Annotated in this window: 15 protein-coding genes; 4 read left to right on the plus strand and 11 right to left on the minus strand. The window is 68.5% G+C overall.

Features of this window, described 5'->3' with window-relative positions; genetic code table 11:
• The first annotated feature begins 85 nt into the window (after positions 1–85).
• The 3 genes from QLQ83_RS16855 (at position 86) to ahpF (ending at position 2904) form a co-directional block, all read left to right on the plus strand.
• Positions 86–478: a ribonucleotide reductase subunit alpha gene (locus QLQ83_RS16855; RefSeq protein ID WP_278032227.1), complete on the plus strand. Its 393-nt coding sequence runs from the start codon at positions 86–88 to the stop codon at positions 476–478.
• A gap of 137 nt (positions 479–615) precedes the next feature.
• A complete protein-coding gene (gene ahpC, locus QLQ83_RS16860; RefSeq protein ID WP_282736676.1) occupies positions 616–1179 on the plus strand; it encodes an alkyl hydroperoxide reductase subunit C in 564 nt (187 codons plus the stop codon).
• Between the two features lie 171 nt (positions 1180–1350).
• Positions 1351–2904 (plus strand): alkyl hydroperoxide reductase subunit F, encoded by a 1554-nt coding sequence (gene ahpF, locus QLQ83_RS16865; RefSeq protein ID WP_282736677.1) that lies wholly within the window; start codon positions 1351–1353, stop codon positions 2902–2904.
• Positions 2905–3000: 96 nt separating this feature from the next.
• Here ahpF and QLQ83_RS16870 read toward each other — a convergent pair whose 3' ends face one another.
• Positions 3001–5088: a sensor domain-containing diguanylate cyclase gene (locus tag QLQ83_RS16870; RefSeq protein ID WP_282736678.1), complete on the minus strand. Its 2088-nt coding sequence runs from the start codon at positions 5086–5088 to the stop codon at positions 3001–3003.
• 207 nt (positions 5089–5295) lie between these two features.
• Here QLQ83_RS16870 and QLQ83_RS16875 point away from each other — a divergent pair, with 207 nt between their 5' ends.
• Positions 5296–6087 carry an EAL domain-containing protein gene (locus QLQ83_RS16875; RefSeq protein ID WP_282736679.1) on the plus strand — a complete coding sequence of 264 codons (792 nt, stop codon included), beginning with the start codon at positions 5296–5298 and terminating at the stop codon, positions 6085–6087.
• 7 nt (positions 6088–6094) lie between these two features.
• On the opposite strand, the gene QLQ83_RS16880 is transcribed toward QLQ83_RS16875, so the two are convergent.
• The 10 genes from QLQ83_RS16880 to QLQ83_RS16925 form a co-directional block, all read right to left on the minus strand.
• A complete protein-coding gene (locus QLQ83_RS16880) occupies positions 6095–6460 on the minus strand; it encodes a DUF6164 family protein (protein WP_282736680.1) in 366 nt (121 codons plus the stop codon).
• 43 nt (positions 6461–6503) lie between these two features.
• A complete protein-coding gene (locus QLQ83_RS16885) occupies positions 6504–7055 on the minus strand; it encodes a hypothetical protein (RefSeq protein WP_282736681.1) in 552 nt (183 codons plus the stop codon).
• A gap of 83 nt (positions 7056–7138) precedes the next feature.
• Complete coding sequence (locus QLQ83_RS16890) at positions 7139–7690, minus strand: nitrous oxide reductase accessory protein NosL (protein WP_282736682.1); 552 nt, start codon at positions 7688–7690, stop codon at positions 7139–7141.
• A gap of 29 nt (positions 7691–7719) precedes the next feature.
• Positions 7720–8544, minus strand: a complete 825-nt coding sequence (locus QLQ83_RS16895; protein ID WP_282736683.1) for an ABC transporter permease — start codon at positions 8542–8544, stop codon at positions 7720–7722.
• Positions 8541–9473, minus strand: coding sequence for an ABC transporter ATP-binding protein (locus QLQ83_RS16900; protein ID WP_282736684.1), 933 nt, complete (start codon positions 9471–9473; stop codon positions 8541–8543). The genes QLQ83_RS16895 and QLQ83_RS16900 overlap by 4 nt, the downstream gene beginning before the upstream one ends.
• Entirely contained in the window at positions 9470–10816 is a 1347-nt protein-coding gene (locus QLQ83_RS16905; RefSeq protein ID WP_282736685.1) for a nitrous oxide reductase family maturation protein NosD, read from the minus strand. Before QLQ83_RS16905 ends, QLQ83_RS16900 begins: the two co-directional genes overlap by 4 nt.
• A gap of 229 nt (positions 10817–11045) precedes the next feature.
• Entirely contained in the window at positions 11046–12920 is a 1875-nt protein-coding gene (gene nosZ / locus QLQ83_RS16910; RefSeq protein ID WP_282736686.1) for a TAT-dependent nitrous-oxide reductase, read from the minus strand.
• Positions 12921–12924: 4 nt separating this feature from the next.
• Entirely contained in the window at positions 12925–15063 is a 2139-nt protein-coding gene (gene nosR / locus QLQ83_RS16915; RefSeq protein ID WP_282736687.1) for a transcriptional regulator NosR, read from the minus strand.
• 92 nt (positions 15064–15155) lie between these two features.
• Complete coding sequence (locus QLQ83_RS16920) at positions 15156–15473, minus strand: c-type cytochrome (protein WP_282736688.1); 318 nt, start codon at positions 15471–15473, stop codon at positions 15156–15158.
• Positions 15474–15657: 184 nt separating this feature from the next.
• Entirely contained in the window at positions 15658–16110 is a 453-nt protein-coding gene (locus QLQ83_RS16925; protein ID WP_282736689.1) for an Rrf2 family transcriptional regulator, read from the minus strand.
• Positions 16111–16119 lie beyond the last annotated feature (9 nt).

Raw genomic sequence — 16119 nt, forward strand, 5'->3', positions numbered from 1 at the left:
CATGGGCCGCGAAACCCCCTTCCCGAAGCGGAGCCGGCCCGTTACGCTGCCTGCCACGATACCATCCCGAACCGGAGGAGAGCCCGTGGCCATTTCCTGTTATGCCGACCTGTTGGACGAGGCGCGTGCCCAGCCAGAGCCGCAGCGCCTGCTGTTCGTCTTCACCCGCGCCGAGCTGCCGGACCATCCCAGCGAGGAGCAGCGGCGCCGCTTCGAACAGGGCGAAGGGGGCGTGCTGACCCCGGTGGTCTGCGTCGACAAGGCCCCCGAGGAGCTCTCCGACATGGCAGCGCTGGTGGCGGAATCCCGGGAGACCGGGGTCGACTGGGACATCGTCTTCGTGGCGGCCCTGGCCGGCGAGGACGCCCAGGCCCAGGCCGAGCAGCACCTCAACCGCATGGTGGAGTCGCTCAAGATGGGCAACATCTCGCAGTTCCTGGCCTTCGACCGCCAGGGCGAGGCGGTGGACATCGGCTGACGCCCGCCGTCATGGACCATAGGGTTGAATTATCAGGTCCATGACGCCATTCAATTTACGCTATCGGGAGATACGGGCTACCATGCGCCCCGTATCGCCGTCACCCATTCAACGAAAGTCGAAAGGAGCACTACCGAATGTCGCTGCTGAACACCGAAGTCAAGCCGTTCAAGGCCACTGCCTACCACAATGGCGAGTTCATCGACGTCACCGAGGAGAGCCTGAAGGGCCAGTGGAACATCTTCTTCTTCTACCCGGCCGACTTCACCTTCGTCTGCCCCACCGAGCTGGGTGACCTGGCAGACAACTACGAGGAGTTCAAGAAGCTGGGCGTCGAGATCTACAGCGTCTCCACCGACACCCACTTCACCCACAAGGCCTGGCACGACAGCTCCGAGACCATCAACAAGCTGCAGTACCCGATGCTGGCCGACCCGACCCACGCCATCTCGCGCAACTTCGAGGTGCTGATCGAGGAAGACGGCATCGCCGAGCGTGGCACCTTCGTGGTCGACCCCGACGGCAAGATCCAGATCATCGAGCTGAACGCCGGCAACATCGGCCGCAACGCCGAGGAGCTGCTGCGCAAGGTCAAGGCCGCCCAGTACGTGCGCGCCAACCCGAACGAGGTCTGCCCGGCCAAGTGGGAAGAAGGCGAAGCGACCCTGTCTCCGTCCCTGGACCTGGTCGGCAAGATCTAAGCGACCTGCCCCTGCCGGCGAGGCCCGCTCCGGCCTCGCCTGCCCCGCCCGGGTATCCCCTGCCCGGGCCCTGATTCCGGAAGCATGAGCGAACTGGGCTTTCCCGCGCGGGACGTCCCGGTCCCCTCATGCCTCCACCCCGATACCCGAACATGAAGGAATGCCGCTGTCATGTTGGACGACAATCTGAAAACTCAGCTCAAGGCCTACCTGGCGAAGGTCACCCAGCCCTTCGAGATCGTCGCGTCCCTCGATGACGGCGCCAAGTCGAAGGAACTGCACGGTCTGCTGACCGATATCGTCGGCCTGACCGACAAGATCACCCTCAAGCTCGATGGCCAGGACGCGCGCCGTCCCTCCTTCGCGCTCAACCGCCCCGGCGAGCAGACGGGCGTGGTGTTCGCCGGCCTGCCCATGGGCCACGAGTTCACCTCACTGGTGTTGGCGCTGCTGCAGGTGGGCGGCCATCCGCCCAAGGCCAGCGACGAGGTCGTCGAGCAGATCAAGGGCCTCGAGGGCGAGCTCCGCTTCGAGACCTACTTTTCGCTCTCCTGCCAGAACTGCCCGGACGTGGTCCAGGCGCTCAACCTGATGGCGATCCTCAACCCGGGTGTCCACCACGTCGCCATCGACGGCGCGCTCTTCAAGGACGAGGTGGAGGAGCGCCAGGTGATGTCGGTGCCGAGCATCTACCTCAATGGCGAGCCCTTCGACCAGGGCCGCATGAGCCTGGAGCAGATCCTGGCCAAGGTGGACACCGGCGCCGCCGAGCGCGAGGCCGCCAGGCTCGGCGAGAAGCCGACCTTCGACACCCTGATGATCGGCGGCGGCCCCGCCGGCGCCGCGGCGGCGGTCTATGCCGCCCGCAAGGGCATCCGCACCGGGGTGGCCGCCGAGCGCTTCGGCGGCCAGGTGCTCGACACCATGGGCATCGAGAACCTCATCTCCGTCCCCCACACCGAGGGCCCCAAGCTGGCCGCGGCGCTGGAGGAGCACGTCAAGGAGTATGAGGTCGACATCATGAACCTGCAGCGTGCGGTCACGCTGGTGCCCGGCCAGCCCGGCGAGGAGCACGAGGTACAGTTCGAATCCGGCGCCAGCCTCAAGAGCCGGACCCTGGTGCTCGCCACCGGCGCCCGCTGGCGCGAGATGGGCGTGCCCGGCGAGGCCGAGTACCGCAACAGGGGCGTGGCCTACTGCCCCCACTGCGATGGCCCGCTGTTCAAGGGCAAGCGCGTGGCGGTGATCGGCGGCGGCAACTCCGGCGTCGAGGCGGCCATCGACCTGGCCGGCATCGTCGGTCACGTCACCCTGATCGAGTTCATGGACGAGATGCGCGCCGACGCGGTACTGCAGAAGAAGCTGCGCAGCCTGCCCAACGTGGAGATCATCCTCGGCGCCCGCACCACCGAGGTGAACGGTGACGGCACGCGGGTCAACGGCCTCACCTATGAGGAGCGCGCCAGCGGCGAGATCCGCCAGGTCGAGCTGGAGGGCGTCTTCGTGCAGATCGGCCTGGTGCCCAACACCGAGTGGCTCCAGGACTCGTCCATCGAGCTCTCCGAGCGCGGCGAGATCGTGGTCGACGCCCACGGCATGACCTCGGTCCCCGGGATCTTCGCCGCCGGCGACGTGACCACCGTGCCCTACAAGCAGATCGTCATCGCCATGGGCGAGGGCTCCAAGGCCGCCCTGGGCGCCTTCGACTACCTCATTCGCCAGTGATCCACCGCCCCGGGCGTCGTCGACGTCCGCAGGCCCTTCGCTCCCATGCCCCCGCCGGTCGGCCCGGCGGGGGCATTTTCGTCCATGGCCGGTACCTCATGCCTGCGCGGCGCCGTCCGCTGCCTGCTCCACGCGGTTGCGGCCGTTCTGCTTGGCCCGGTACATCGCCTCGTCGGCCCGCGCGACCAGCCGCTTGCGGGTATCGCCGGGGTGCCAGCTGGCCACGCCGATGCTGATGGTCACCCGGCCCAGCTCGGCCAGGTCGACGCCCTCCACGCACCGGCGCAGGCGCTCCGCCAGGTGTAGCGCCCCTTGACCCTCGCAGTGGCTGGCCAGCACCAGGAACTCCTCGCCGCCCCAGCGCCCCAGGGTGTCACTGTCGCGCAGGCTGGCCTGCAGCGCCCGGGTGATCTCGACCAGCACCCGATCCCCGGCCTCATGGCCGTGGGTGTCGTTGAACCGCTTGAAGTGATCCACGTCGAACAGCAGCACCGCACAGGGGTGGCCGTAGCGTTCGGCGGCATTCAGGGACGCGTCGATGGCCTGCTCCATGCGATAGCGGTTCCAGCTGCCGGTCAGGCTGTCGCTGAAGGCCAGCGACTGCAGCTGGTCGTTTGCCCGGCTCAGCTGCACGTTCAGCCGATGGATCTGGTGGCCGGAGGCCAGCACGGCGAGGTCCTCGGCGAGGTCCCCGGCGGCACGGCGCTCGATGGCGCCCCAGGCGGGGCAGCGCCCCTTCACCTCGTCCTGCCACTGGGCAAAGGACCGGCGTGGGGTCATGATCAGCTTGCCGTCCCGCTCCGTGGGCACGTCCTCGGGCTTGCCGGCCCAGCGGCGAGCCTCGCGCTGCTCGTGCCGGAACAGCATCAGCCAGGCCGGTCGACGCGCGTCGGTGGGCAGCGGGGCGGCGAGCAGACCGCAGAGGTCGCCCTGCTGCCAGTCGGCCAGCGGCGTCTCCCCCAGTGTCTGGGTGGACCAGGGCGTGTCGTGGCGCTGGTGGCGGCCGAGCCACTCCGCCATGGCCTTGAGCCGACCGTCGTCCGGCCGCCGTCCAACCCCATGGGCCCGGTCCTCCTCGACCAGCGCCACCCCGGCGGCACGCAGCAGGTCGAGCCACTGCTGGCCGTGGCGCTTGACCATCTCGCCGGGGTCGACCAGCAGCCCGCGCTCCCCGGCCAGCAGGTCGCGGCTGTCGTGGATGCTCTGCAGCAGTCGGGCCTCGTCGCGCGCGCGTATCAGCATCAGTCGCGGAACGGCGATCTGTACCAGGGCGCGCGCGGCATCCCGCTCAACCGCGGCCAGGGGCCTGGGGGACAGGCCATGGCAGGCCAGCAAACCCCACAGCCTTCCCTCGTCATGCATGGCAATGGAGAGGGAGGCGGCCACGCCCATGTTGCTCAGGTACTCCTGGTGGATGGGGGAGACGGCACGCAGCACGCCCCGCGAGAGGTCCAGCGGGGCGGGATCCTGCGGGTCCGTGGCGGGCATCAGGGGGACCGGCGCCGCGGCGGCATCGGGGATGCTGCGAACGCGGTTGATGTCATAGAGCCGGCGGACCTGGGCGGGAATGTCGCTGGCCGGGAAGTGATGGCCCAGGAAGCTCTCTGCCAGGGGCAGCCGGTGCTCGGCGACCACCCGGCCGTTCCACTGCTCGTCGAAGCGGTAGACCATCACGCGCTCGTGACCGGTGAGTCGCTGGACCATGCGGGTCAGGGCCTGCAGCAGCCGTTCGGCGTCATCGATCTCGCCCACCTGGACCAGCCATTCGTTGACCAGCGCCAGCAGGCGTCGCTCATCGGACCGGGCAAGGGGTTCGAGCTCGACCACCAGCCGCGCGCCGCTGCGATAGGCGACCACATGCAGGTAGCACTCACGCCCCTTCACCCGACGGCGAATGGTGAGGGCCGCGGGCAGTCGCTCCTGGTCGGCCAGTTCCCGCTTCAGCCGGTCGAACAGCCGTTCACCGAGAAGCGCGCGGGGCGAGCAGCGAAGGGCTTCGGCGACGCCGATCCCGAGGACCTCCTCGAGGTTGGCACTGACCTGCCGGACCTGGCGCATGGCGGCATCGAGGCTGATCAGGCACCCCGCCGGCTGGATGGCCCCCGGAATGTGCACCGGCTCCCGCGCGCAGGCCTCCAGGGCGGCGGCGATCTGGGCATCGCTGTAGCATGTCGGGGCGTTCAAGGGCTGAGGTGTCCTCGTGGGGTCTGGCGATGACCCTACACCCTTGCCGGGGCGGCGTGAACTGCCCGGTGCCACCGGACCGGTGATTGCGTCACCCTCTCATGCTTGGGATAGTGGGGCCGACGGTGCCTGCCCTCGGCCAGACCGACAGCGCCCCGCATCGATTGCCGGGGGAGGAGACCGACAAGCACTGACAAGGAGTCGCCGATGTCGAGCTGTGCGCGAGTCGCGGGGCACTGCGGCCGCTGCGAAGGGGAGCTGCCCTTCGACTTCACCATGGCCTTCCAGCCGATCGTCGACGTGGACGCGGCGCGGATCATCACCTACGAGGCGCTGGTGCGGGGGCCGGGAGGTGAATCGGCCTGGAGTGTCCTCGCCCAGGTTACCGATGACCTGCTCTATCGCTTCGATCAGGCGTGCCGGGTGCGGGCCATCGAGATGGCCAGCGCGCTGGGCATGCGCGAGAACCTGTCGATCAACTTCCTGCCCAATGCGGTCTATGAGCCCGAGGCCTGTATCCAGGCGACCCTGGACGTCTCGGCGCGGGTCGGCTGGCCCACCGAGCGCATCGTCTTCGAGATCACCGAGACCGAACGGGTCAGGGACCGCCAGCACCTGCGCAGTATCATCGAGGCCTACCGCGCCATGGGCTTCGCCACGGCGCTGGACGACTTCGGCAACGGCTACGCCAACCTGGACCTGCTCACCGACCTCACGCCCGACCGTCTCAAGGTCGACCGCGAACTGATCATGGGCTGCGACGGCGACCGTCGCCGCCAGGTCCTGCTGCAGGCCGTGAAGCGGCTGGCCGACGAGCTCGACATCCTGCTGATCGCCGAAGGCGTGGAGACCCGGGAAGAGGCACTCTGGCTGGCGCGTGCGGGTATCACCCGCCAGCAGGGCTACTTCCATGCGCGGCCGGCGGTGGCCGCGCTGGCCGAGGACCTGGGGCCTGCGCTTGCGGCGCTGCGCGACGAGAGTCGCCGGCCGCGCGCCTGAGGCGGCATTAGCCGGCCAGCCACAGGAAGGGCAGCAGAGAGAGGGCGAGCACGGCGGCGGCGAGCAGGGCGAGCAGCAGCGTGCGGATCGGCTGGCGCGCCAGGCGCCGCCACAGGGTGGGGGCCTCACCGCGGGCGGCGAGGGCATCCTGCTCGCTCCGCACCCGCTCGCCCAGGGCCTGCTGGTAGGCGTCGATCAGCCCACGGGCCCGCGCCAGCTCGTGCGGGTCACGCAGCCAGATCGCGGCCACGCCGAGCCCCCAGAAGCCCGCTCGGGTCTCGAAGGTGTCCAGGCCGTGCTCGTCGAGCAGCCGGCGTACCTCCTCGGCCTCCTCATCGGGCACGTTGCGCAGGTGGAACAGCAGCACGGCCACGTCTTCTCCTCCTCTCGACCTCCGCGAACCCTGTGCGGTCTTCTCAGCGCCCGGCCTCGGCGCAGAGGCGATGCAGGCGTTCGATCGCCTCGCCGGCGCCCGCCAGGCCGAAGACCATGAACCAGGGGTCGTCCTCGCCGCGCATCATGCGCAGGCGCAGCAGTTCGCCCTCGGCCATCTCCTCGAGCAGCAGCGCCAGGTCGGGGAGCGCGAAGCGCACGTAGAAGCCATCGTCGCCGCGCTCGGTGACGAAGGCGGCGCTGCCGCGGTGGATGGTCGCGTGATCGACGCGCAGGTCGGCGGGCACGCGGTTCACCGTGGCGCTCTCGGCCTGGTTCTCGGCGAGCGCCACGCGCAGCTCCAGCCAGGGCACCTCGCAGGCCCCGGCGCTGGCGTTGACGCTGAAGATGGCGTCGCTGTAGCTCTGCTGGTCGATGGCGCGGAAGTGGCGCTCCTCGCCCAGCGAGAGCACCAGGGAGTGCCAGCCGCCATGGGCCTGGACGTCGCCGGTATTGTAGTCGGTGGCCGACGCCGTCCCGGCCAGGATCAGGCAGAACGGCAGCAGGTAGGGGGCGAGTCGGGAGAGGCGGGGCATGGCGGGACGCTTCCTCGGGCGGCGATGCGCCGAGGCTAGCACGCTGGAGGGGGCTGGCCTATCCCCGACGCCCCGCGAGCTCGTCAGTCATGGCCGGGCATGTCCTCCATGCCCTCGTCGCCATCGCCACCCAGCTCGCCGCGGCCCAGGCGGCCCAGCAGGTCGAGGTCGATCTCCTCATAGGCGACCAGCTCGCCGCCGTGCGCCTTGCGGAATGTCTCGGCGTCGGCCTGCTCGGCGAAGGAGGCCAGGGTGTGGCCCATGGCGCCGCGCCGGTCGTGGCCTACCACGTACCAGGCCTCCTCCGCGCGGATGAACGCCTCGTCCGACGGCTCCCCCCAGGGGGGCACGCCGATGTCGTGGACATAGGCGTGGGAGAGACGGGTCTCGTTCTCGGGCTGCTTGAGGAAGGCGAAGAGGTCCATGGTGGAGCAGAACTTCAGCGCCTCGCCCTGGCTGTCCAGGAAGGCCTCCCCCTTGGGCCCGGGGAACTCCTCGATCAGCATGCCGCAGACATGGCAGCTGTCGCCGGCCTCGATGGGCTGGGCGGCAGCCAGGTCCTCGGGTTCGGACTCGCCGCAGCCGGACAGTAGCAGGCTGGCGAGTAGGGCGATCAACAGGGCGCGTCGGATCATGGTGGTCTCTCGATGCGTGTAAGGAGGGTTCAGGCGGCGCGGCGGCGGAAGCGCAGCAGCGCCAGGCCCAGGGGCACCAGCACCCAGGCCACCAGGATGGTGGTCACCACGGCGGGGCGGAAGGCACCGCCCTCGGCGATGGAGGTCAGGCCGCTATAGTCGCGGGCGGCCTCGAAGCCGGCCAGGTTGATCAGGCGGAAGCACTCGATGGGGTTGAGCAGCAGCAGCCAGGGCAGCCAGTCGCCGCCCTGCTTGACGCTGACCAGCAGCGCCAGCAGCCCCAGGTCGAAGACCAGCACGAACAGGAACCACACCACCAGCGCCAGGCCGGCGGCACGGGCCTTCTCGGTGACCCAGACGCTGATCAGGTAGGCGAAGGCGATGAACACCCAGCCCAGCAGGATGCTGCTGCCGATCAGCAGCCCCATGCCGGCGGCCAGCTCGCCGAGCGGTACCCCCTCGGCCCCCACCGCGATCACCCCCCCGGCGACGCCGAAGCCCAGCGCCGTGGCGGCGCCGAGGATCAAGCCGTGGCCGAGGAACTTGCCGAGCAGCAGCTGGGTGCGGCTGATGGGGTAGGTGAGCAGCAGCAGCAGGGTGCCGGCCTCCTGCTCGCCCACCACGGCGTCGTAGGCCAGCAGCAGGGCGATCAGCGGGATCAGGAACACCGCGAGCGTCGCCAGGCTGACCAGGGTGGTGGCCAGCGAGGTGAAGCCCAGGCCGCCGCTGGCGGCGGCGCCGAACCAGGCGATGCCCACGGCGAGAAAGGCCAGCACCAGGGCGATGGCCAGCACCCAGCGATTGCGCAGGCCGTCGCGGAACTCCTTGCCGGCGATGGTCAGGATGGCGTTCATTGGGCGTCTCCTCGTTGCTCGGGCGAGAGGCCGGCGGAGAAGTGGGTGTAGAGGTGCTCCAGGGTGGGGGGCAGCAGCTCGATGTCCTCGACGCCGGCGGTGCCGGTGAGCCGGCGCAGCACGGCGAGCTTGGCGTCCGGCGGCACGCTGAGTGCCACCTCGTGGCCGTTGACGGCGGTGGCCGCGATGCGCGGGTCGTCCCAGTGGGTCAGGTCGGCCTCGGCGCTGCGGCCGCGGGCGCGCACGGTGAGCGGCAGGGCGGCTAGCTGGCGCAGGTCGTCCAGGCTGCCCAGCGCCAGGCGGCGGCCGCCGCCGAGGATCAGCGCGCGGTCGATGTAGGGCTCCACCCCGGGCAGCACGTGGGAGGAGAGCAGCACCGTACAGCCGCGCTCGCGCAGGCCGCGCACCGTATCGTAGAAGTCGCGGGTGGCGGCCGGGTCGAGGCCGGTGGTGGGCTCGTCGAGCAGCAGCAGGCGGGGGTCCCCGAGCAGCGCCTGGGCCAGCCCCAGGCGCTGGCGCATGCCCTTGGAGTAGGTCTTCACGCGCCGGCGGGCGGCGTGGCCGAGGCCCACCCGATCCAGCAGCTCGTCCACCTGGCCTCGGTCGACCCGCTTGAGCCGGGCGAAGTAGTCGAGCACCTCGCGGCCGCTGAGCTGCGCGTAGAAGCTGACATTCTCGGGCAGGTAGCCCAGGCGGCGGCGCAGGGTCTCGGCGTGGGCACCGTCGGGTGCGCCGCCGAGCACCGCCACGCGCCCCTCGCTGGGCGAGAGCAGCCCGAGGATCAGGTGCATGGTGGTGGTCTTGCCGGCGCCGTTGTGGCCGAGCAGGGCCAGTACCTCGCCCTCGCTTACCTCGAGGTCGAGGGCGTCGAGGCGTACCAGGTCGCCGTCGCGGCGGGTCACGCCCTGGAAGTCGATCACCGCGGTCATGCGCTGGTGTCTCCGAGGTTGTGTTGATTCAAGCCGGGTTCATTCAGATCGGGTTCTTTCATCAGCGGGTGGCTGTCCTTGACGCCTTGGGGGCGAAACACCGGGAACTGGCGCTGTACCCAGCGCAGGGCCAGCACCGCGGGGCTGTGCATCAGCAGCCGCGCCACCGGGTAGCGCCACAGCAGGCGATCCATGGCATCGTTGGGTTCGAAGGGCATGTCGCCCACGCCGTCGCCGTCCAGGTCCCAGCCCAGGTAGTCGCTCCAGTGATTGCCGCGGCCCTTCTCCGACCATTCCTGGGCGCGGGTCGCCACGTACATCACCTGCTGGCGGTTGTCGACGAAGGCGTTGCCCACCAGCACGTTGTCCTCGGAGCCGGCGGTGAGGTGGATGCCAATATCGCTCTCGGCGAAGCGGTTAGCCTCGAAGCGGTTGTACTGGGCGTTGTAGACGAACAGCGCCTTGCCCTCGGCGCCGCTGACCAGGCCCTGGCCCTGCGCGTCCCGGCGCTGGTTGACGCCGGTAACATGGTTACCGCGCAGGGTGGAGTCGGTGATGTTGTTCATCAGGATGCCGTAGTGGCGATCATCCTCCGAGCGGTTGCCGATCACCTCGAGTCGCTTGGACTGCATCAGCGCGTAGCCGGTGCGGGTGTTCCGGGTGGTGTTACCCTCCAGGCGATTGTCGTGGGCGTACATGTAGTGCACGCCGTAGCGCAACGCCTGCATGTGGTTGCTGCGCAGCAGGCTCTGGCTGCTGGTATCGATGTAGATGCCGTCGCGGGTATGGCGGATGTCGTTGCCCGCCACCGTGACGTCCCGGACGTTGAACAGGTGCACACCGTTGCCGCGATCCTGGGAGCGCAGCGAGGCGTCGCCGCGGATCACGTTGTCGAGCACCTGCACCTCGGCCACGGCGTCGAGCCAGATGCCGAACCCCGGACCCGTGAGGCGCGAGTCGCGGATCACGCTGCCGGTGGCACTGGCCTCGACGAAGATGCCGGCGTCCATGTCGGTGAGGTTGGCGCCCCAGTTCTCGATGGTGAGGCCGTCCAGCACGATGTCGGGGGCCTCGAGCATGACGGCGTGTCCGTCGCCGCCGCCGTCGATCACGGCGCCCGGCTCGCCCTGCAGGGTGAGCGTGCGGTCGATGGACAGCGGTCCGGGATAGCGGCCCTCGGGCAGCTTCAGGCGGTCGCCGTCGTCGGCCTGGTCGATCAGCGGCTGCAGCGGCTCGCCGGGGCTGGCCGTCCACTCGGCGGCCAGCAGGTCGCCCGGCAGCCACGCGAGCCACCAGGCGACAAGAATCGGTGTCAGGACGACGTCTCGCAGTCGTCGGGTCATGCGTCTCTCCGCGAAAAGGCGGGGGAATTTCGAGGGGCAGTAGGGTTGGCTTTCATCGTTCGAGGCTGACCCGGCGACAAGCCTGCGAGGAGGCGCTGTGAATACATCCCTGTACGCTACCGACGCCATCCCTGGCGTAGGACCTCCTCTTCGGCTTGTCCCCGGCGCCTCTCGCTTCATGAGGCTAACGGTGACCCTCCCTTGGCCTGTTGTCTTGATTCGAACGCTATCAGGCCTTCTCGACCAGCATGCGACCGGTCATCTCCATGTGCATGGCATGGCAGAACCAGGAGCAGTAGTACCAGTACACCCCGGGCCTGTCGGCGGTGAAGGTGACGCTGGCGGTCTGCTGCGGGCCGATCTCCATGGAGGCGCCGTGATTGACCATGACGAAGCCGTGGGTCAGGTCCTCCACCTGGTCGAGGTTGGTCACCACCACGGTCACCTCGTCGCCCTGCTTGACCTTGAACTCGGTGAGGCCGAACTGCGGGGCGATGGAGGTCATGTAGACCCGCACCTTGTTGCCGTCGCGGATCACCGTGTTGTCGCTTTCCAGGGTGACACCGTCCGCTTCTGCCATGTCACGCGTCTCGGCGAAGAAGGGGTCGTCACGCGTCCAGGTCCGCGAGGGGTTGAGCTGGTCGGCGCGCAGCAGGATGCAGTCGTGGGGTTCGGCGAAGGTGGGGCCGTCGTGGACCAGCTTCATCTCCTCGCCGGAGATGTCGATCAGCTGGTCGTTCTCCGGGTGCAGCGGACCCACCGGCAGGAAGCGGTCCTTGGAGAACTTGGAGAGCACCACCAGCCACTTGCCGTCGGCATCCCGTGACTCGGTCAGGCTGGCATGGTTGTGCCCCGGCTGGTAGTGGACGTCGAGCTTCTGGCGCAGGTAGTTCACTTCCTCGCCGTTGTAGGCGCGGATGGCGTCCTCGATGTTCCACTTGGCCACCTGGCTGTCGATGAACAGGGTGGTATAGGCGTTGCCGCGGCCGTCGAAGGTGGTGTGCAGCGGCCCCAGGCCCAGTTCCGGTTCGCCGACCACGGTGTCGCGGGGTTCGATGGCGTCATCGAACAGCTCCGGCAGCTTGTCGATGGCGAGGATGGTGCAGGTCGGAGAGAGCTTGCCGTTGGCGATGAAGTACTGGCCGTCCGGCGAGGTGTTGAGGCCGTGGGGGTTCTTGGGCACCGGGATGTAGCGGGTCAGCTTCGAGCCCTTGCGGCCGTCGAGCACCGGCACCTCACTGTCTCCCAGGGTCTCGAAGTCGCCGGCTTCCACGGCGGCCTCGATGGCCTCGACGTCGAATACCACCACCCAGTCGCGCTCGGCGCGCATGGTGTCGGCGAGGGTCATGCCCTTCTCGGAGTTGTAGCAGGTCGAGGCCACGAAGCGCCCCGTATAGTCGGCATCGGTGTTGTCGAGGTTGCCGTCGACGATCACCTGCCAGGCCACGTCCATGCTCTCGGCGTCGATGGCGTTGAACATGGTGAAGTAGTTGTCCGGGGTCTCCAGGTCGCGGCCGTCGTTGATCTGGGGAATCGGCAGCTCGGCGTTGGCGAACACATACTTGGTGTGCGGCACCTTCTGCAGGCGCAGGCCATGGATCGCCTGGACGTTGGGGATGGTGGTGATCTTGTCCGTCTTCATGATGTCGAGACGGATGCGCGCCACCCGGGTGTTGGCTTTGTCGTTGATGAACAGGTACTTGCCGTCGTAGTGGCCGTCGGTCATGGAGACGTGCGGGTGGTGGCAGTCGCCATTGAGGAAGCGCGCCGAGTCGCCCATGATGCGCTTCGACTCGTTGGTGATGCCCCAGCCGGTGGCGCTGTCGATGTTGAACACCGGGATGCGCATCAGCTCGCGCATCGAGGGAATGCCCAGCACCCGCACCTCCCCCTGGTGGCCGCCACTCCAGAAGCCGTAGTACTCGTCGAGCTCGCCGGGCGAGACCTCGATGCCGTTCTCGGCGGCCCGGGCGTCGTGGCTGCTCATCAGCGCCCCGGCACCGAAGCCGCCGGCCAGGCCGGCACCGGCGACACCGGTCACCGCGCTGTTGCGCAGGAAGTGGCGGCGGCCGAGGTTCTCGATCGCTTTCTTCTTGTCACTCATGGATTCACTCCTCCTGATGGGTCGGAATTCGCTGCAGCTTGTGTTGTCCGGCGCTGCCGGGGTCATGGGTCTCGACGCCTTCCTGTCCCGCAGCCAGGCGGGCCGCCTTCTCGTAGCGCTTGCGACGCTTGATCACCGGCGGACAGCGCTGGTCATCGTGGTAGGTGATCTGGCAATCGAGACAGTAGTGGCACTCGTTGGCATTGATGCGGCCATCGGGGTGAATGGCGGCCACTTCGCATTCGTTGGCGCAGATCTGGCACGGGGTGCCACAGTCGCCGCGGTGCCGCTTCAGCCAGTCGAACAGGCGCAGGCGGGCGGGAATCGCCAGGCCGGCGCCCAGCGGGCAGACGTAGCGGCAGTAGAACTTGTGGTTGAAGGCCGAGATCGCCACCAGGCCCAGGGCATAGAGCAGGAAGGCCCATTCACGCTGGAAGCGCAGGGTGATGGCGGTCTTGAAGGGCTCCACCTCGGCGTAGCGCTCGGCGGTGCCCAGCGAGTGCAGGGAGACGGCGAACAGCCCCAGCAGGATGATGTACTTGATGGCCCAGAGCCGCTCGTGGAGGCCGAAGGGCACCTCGATCTGCTTCACCCCGAGCCTGCGGGCGGCCTTGTTGACCAGGTCCTGCAGGGCGCCGAAGGGGCACAGCCAGCCGCAGAAGACGCCGCGGCCCCAAAGCAGCAGGGTCACCGCCACGAAGGACCAGAGGATGAACATCATCGGGTCGATCAGGAAGGAGCTCCAGCTGAAGCCGCTGATCAGCGAATTGGTGAAGGTCAGGATATTGACCACCGAGAGCTGGGCCAGGGAGTACCAGCCAATGAACACCAGGGTGTAGACCAGAAAGCCCAGGCGCAGGGGACGCAGGATCCTCGGGTGACGCGCCAGCACGTCCTGGAACAGCATGATCCCGGTCAGCACCAGCAGGCCGGCCACCAGCACGCCGATCTGGAAGGCCTTGTCGCGCCATACCTGTACCCAGATCGGCTCTTCCACCGGCGGCTCGGGACGCTCGATATAGGCCTCGGGGACGCTATAGTCGGCGCTGAAGCGGCTGAACTCGGTGTCCAGTGGGCCCGAGGCACGGCGTACCAGCAGTTCCAGTTGCCATGGCTGGCCGGGATCGAAGGCGGCGTCTTCGCGAACGATGAAGATGTCTCGCTCGTCGAACGGCGGCGCCCCCTCGATGCCCAGGCCGCCCAGGCGGATATGGTCGCGGTCGTGGAAGCTGACGGTGGCGTTGCCCTGGGAGAGCTCGATGCGGTCGAAGATGCCGCCGCGCACGTAGCCCGAGCCCTTGAAGGAGTAGTCGCCGCGGCCCATCACGGCGATGGCGTGCTCGCCTTCGTCGAGCTCGGCCATCAGCTGGTCGTAACCGGTGTCGCCCAGCAGGTTGCGGCCGGCGGAGGGCGGGTTCAGGTAGGTGTAGAAGAGCTCGATGAAGGTCCGGTCGGCCGGCTGCGGGGTGTGCAGGTAGTCCTCGGCGGGGGTGCCGGCGAAGGCCTCATCCACCTCGCCGTGGGTCAGGTGCAGGCGACGGATGGTGCCGTCGCCGGTGAGCGTCTCCCAGTCGCCGGGCGCGAAGACGTCCTCCCGGACTCGGGCCGGCGGGGCGATGGAGGGGTCGGCGATCAGGCCCTGCTCGGCGGCCACCTGGCGGGCGGCGCGCATGATGGTGTCGCTGACCACGATGACCGTGACGGTGGCACCCGAGATGGCATCCAGGTTATCGCCGACCTTCATGCGGTCGTTGACGTGGGCGGGGACGTGGTCGTCGGCGAACTCCTCGAGCTTCGACTCGGGGATGCCCACCAGCATGATGGGCTCCTCGTGGCCGAGGATGTCGGCCTGGACGATCTTGCCTTCCAGGTCGATGCCCACCAGGAGGTTGACCGGCTTGCCCGAGTAGGCCGGGATCGGTGCAATGTCGACGCTCTCGAAGGCATAGCCCAGCAGCTCGTCACCGCCGCGCACCTCGCTCACCGGCCACTGGGACTCGGCCGTTTCGATGCGATCGGCGGTGGGGAAGCCCTCGCGGACCTGTTCCAGCTCCAGGGCGTGGAGCGCCGGGGCGATCAGCAGCAGGAACAGGCCAAACAGCAGTCCGGCAATGCCGACTGGCCGAGGGTGTCGTGCGGGCATGGCGGAGTCCTTGCGGGGCATCAATCCTGGCGGCGCGGTCGTCACCCCGGCCGCCAGCCTTCAGGGGGCCGGCCCTCGGGCCGGCCAGGGGATCAGGGCTCGAGGTTGGCGTAGTAGGCGGACATGTCGGCGATGTCCTCATCGGAGAGGCCCTGGGCCTGGGGCGCCATGATCGCGGACATGCCACCGCCGCGCTGGCCGTCGCGGTACGCCTTCATGGCGCTCACCAGGTATTCGGCGGACTGGCCGGCCAGGTTGGGATAGATCGGCGCGGTGCCCATGCCGTCTTTGCCGTGGCAGGCCACACAGGTGCCGATCTTGCCTTCACCGGCCTCCGGGTCACCGGCAGCCTGGGCGTCCATGGCCAGGAAGGCCCCGCCCAGCAGGGCGGCAACGAGCAGTGACTTCATAACATACCTCCGAAATGCATCTTTAAGTTCTTGAAAAAGCCCGGATCGGGCAACGGCCGCACCGGGCGATCGAGGTCATGATGCCAGCCGTCGCCCGGGCGAGGCTTGACGTGCGTCATGTTCAGCCTAGACCCGGAGGCCCAAAAGGTAAAAGAGGGTGCTAATGCAGAGGTGCCAGGGCGGCTCAGGCGTCGGGCGGGGCGTCGTCGAGCTGCAGCAACCGCACCAGCCTGGGACGCTGTGGGCCGAGCAGGTCGGCCAGGGTGTAATGGTCGAGCACGGCAAGAAAGGCGGCGAGTGCCTCGGCCAGGATCGGCTTTAGCCGGCAGGCGGGGGTGATCACGCACTCGTTGTCGTCGCCGAAGCACTCCACCAGGTGCAGGTCACGCTCGGTGTCGCGGACCAGCTCGCCCAACGGGATCGTCTCCGGGGCGCGCTTGAGCAGCAGGCCGCCGTTCTTGCCACGGATGGAGGTGATGTAGCCGCGGTGGTTGAGGTCCTGCACCACCTTCATAAGGTGGTTGCGGGAGATGTCGAAGCGCTCGGCGATCTCGGTGATGGTCGAGCGCTGCTCGCCCTTTACGGCCAGGTAGATCAGCACGCGCAGTGAATAGTCGGTGAATCGGGTCAGATGCATGGGTGTCCC

Source organism: Halomonas rhizosphaerae, assembly GCF_030010555.1.
Classification (GTDB): domain Bacteria; phylum Pseudomonadota; class Gammaproteobacteria; order Pseudomonadales; family Halomonadaceae; genus Halomonas; species Halomonas rhizosphaerae.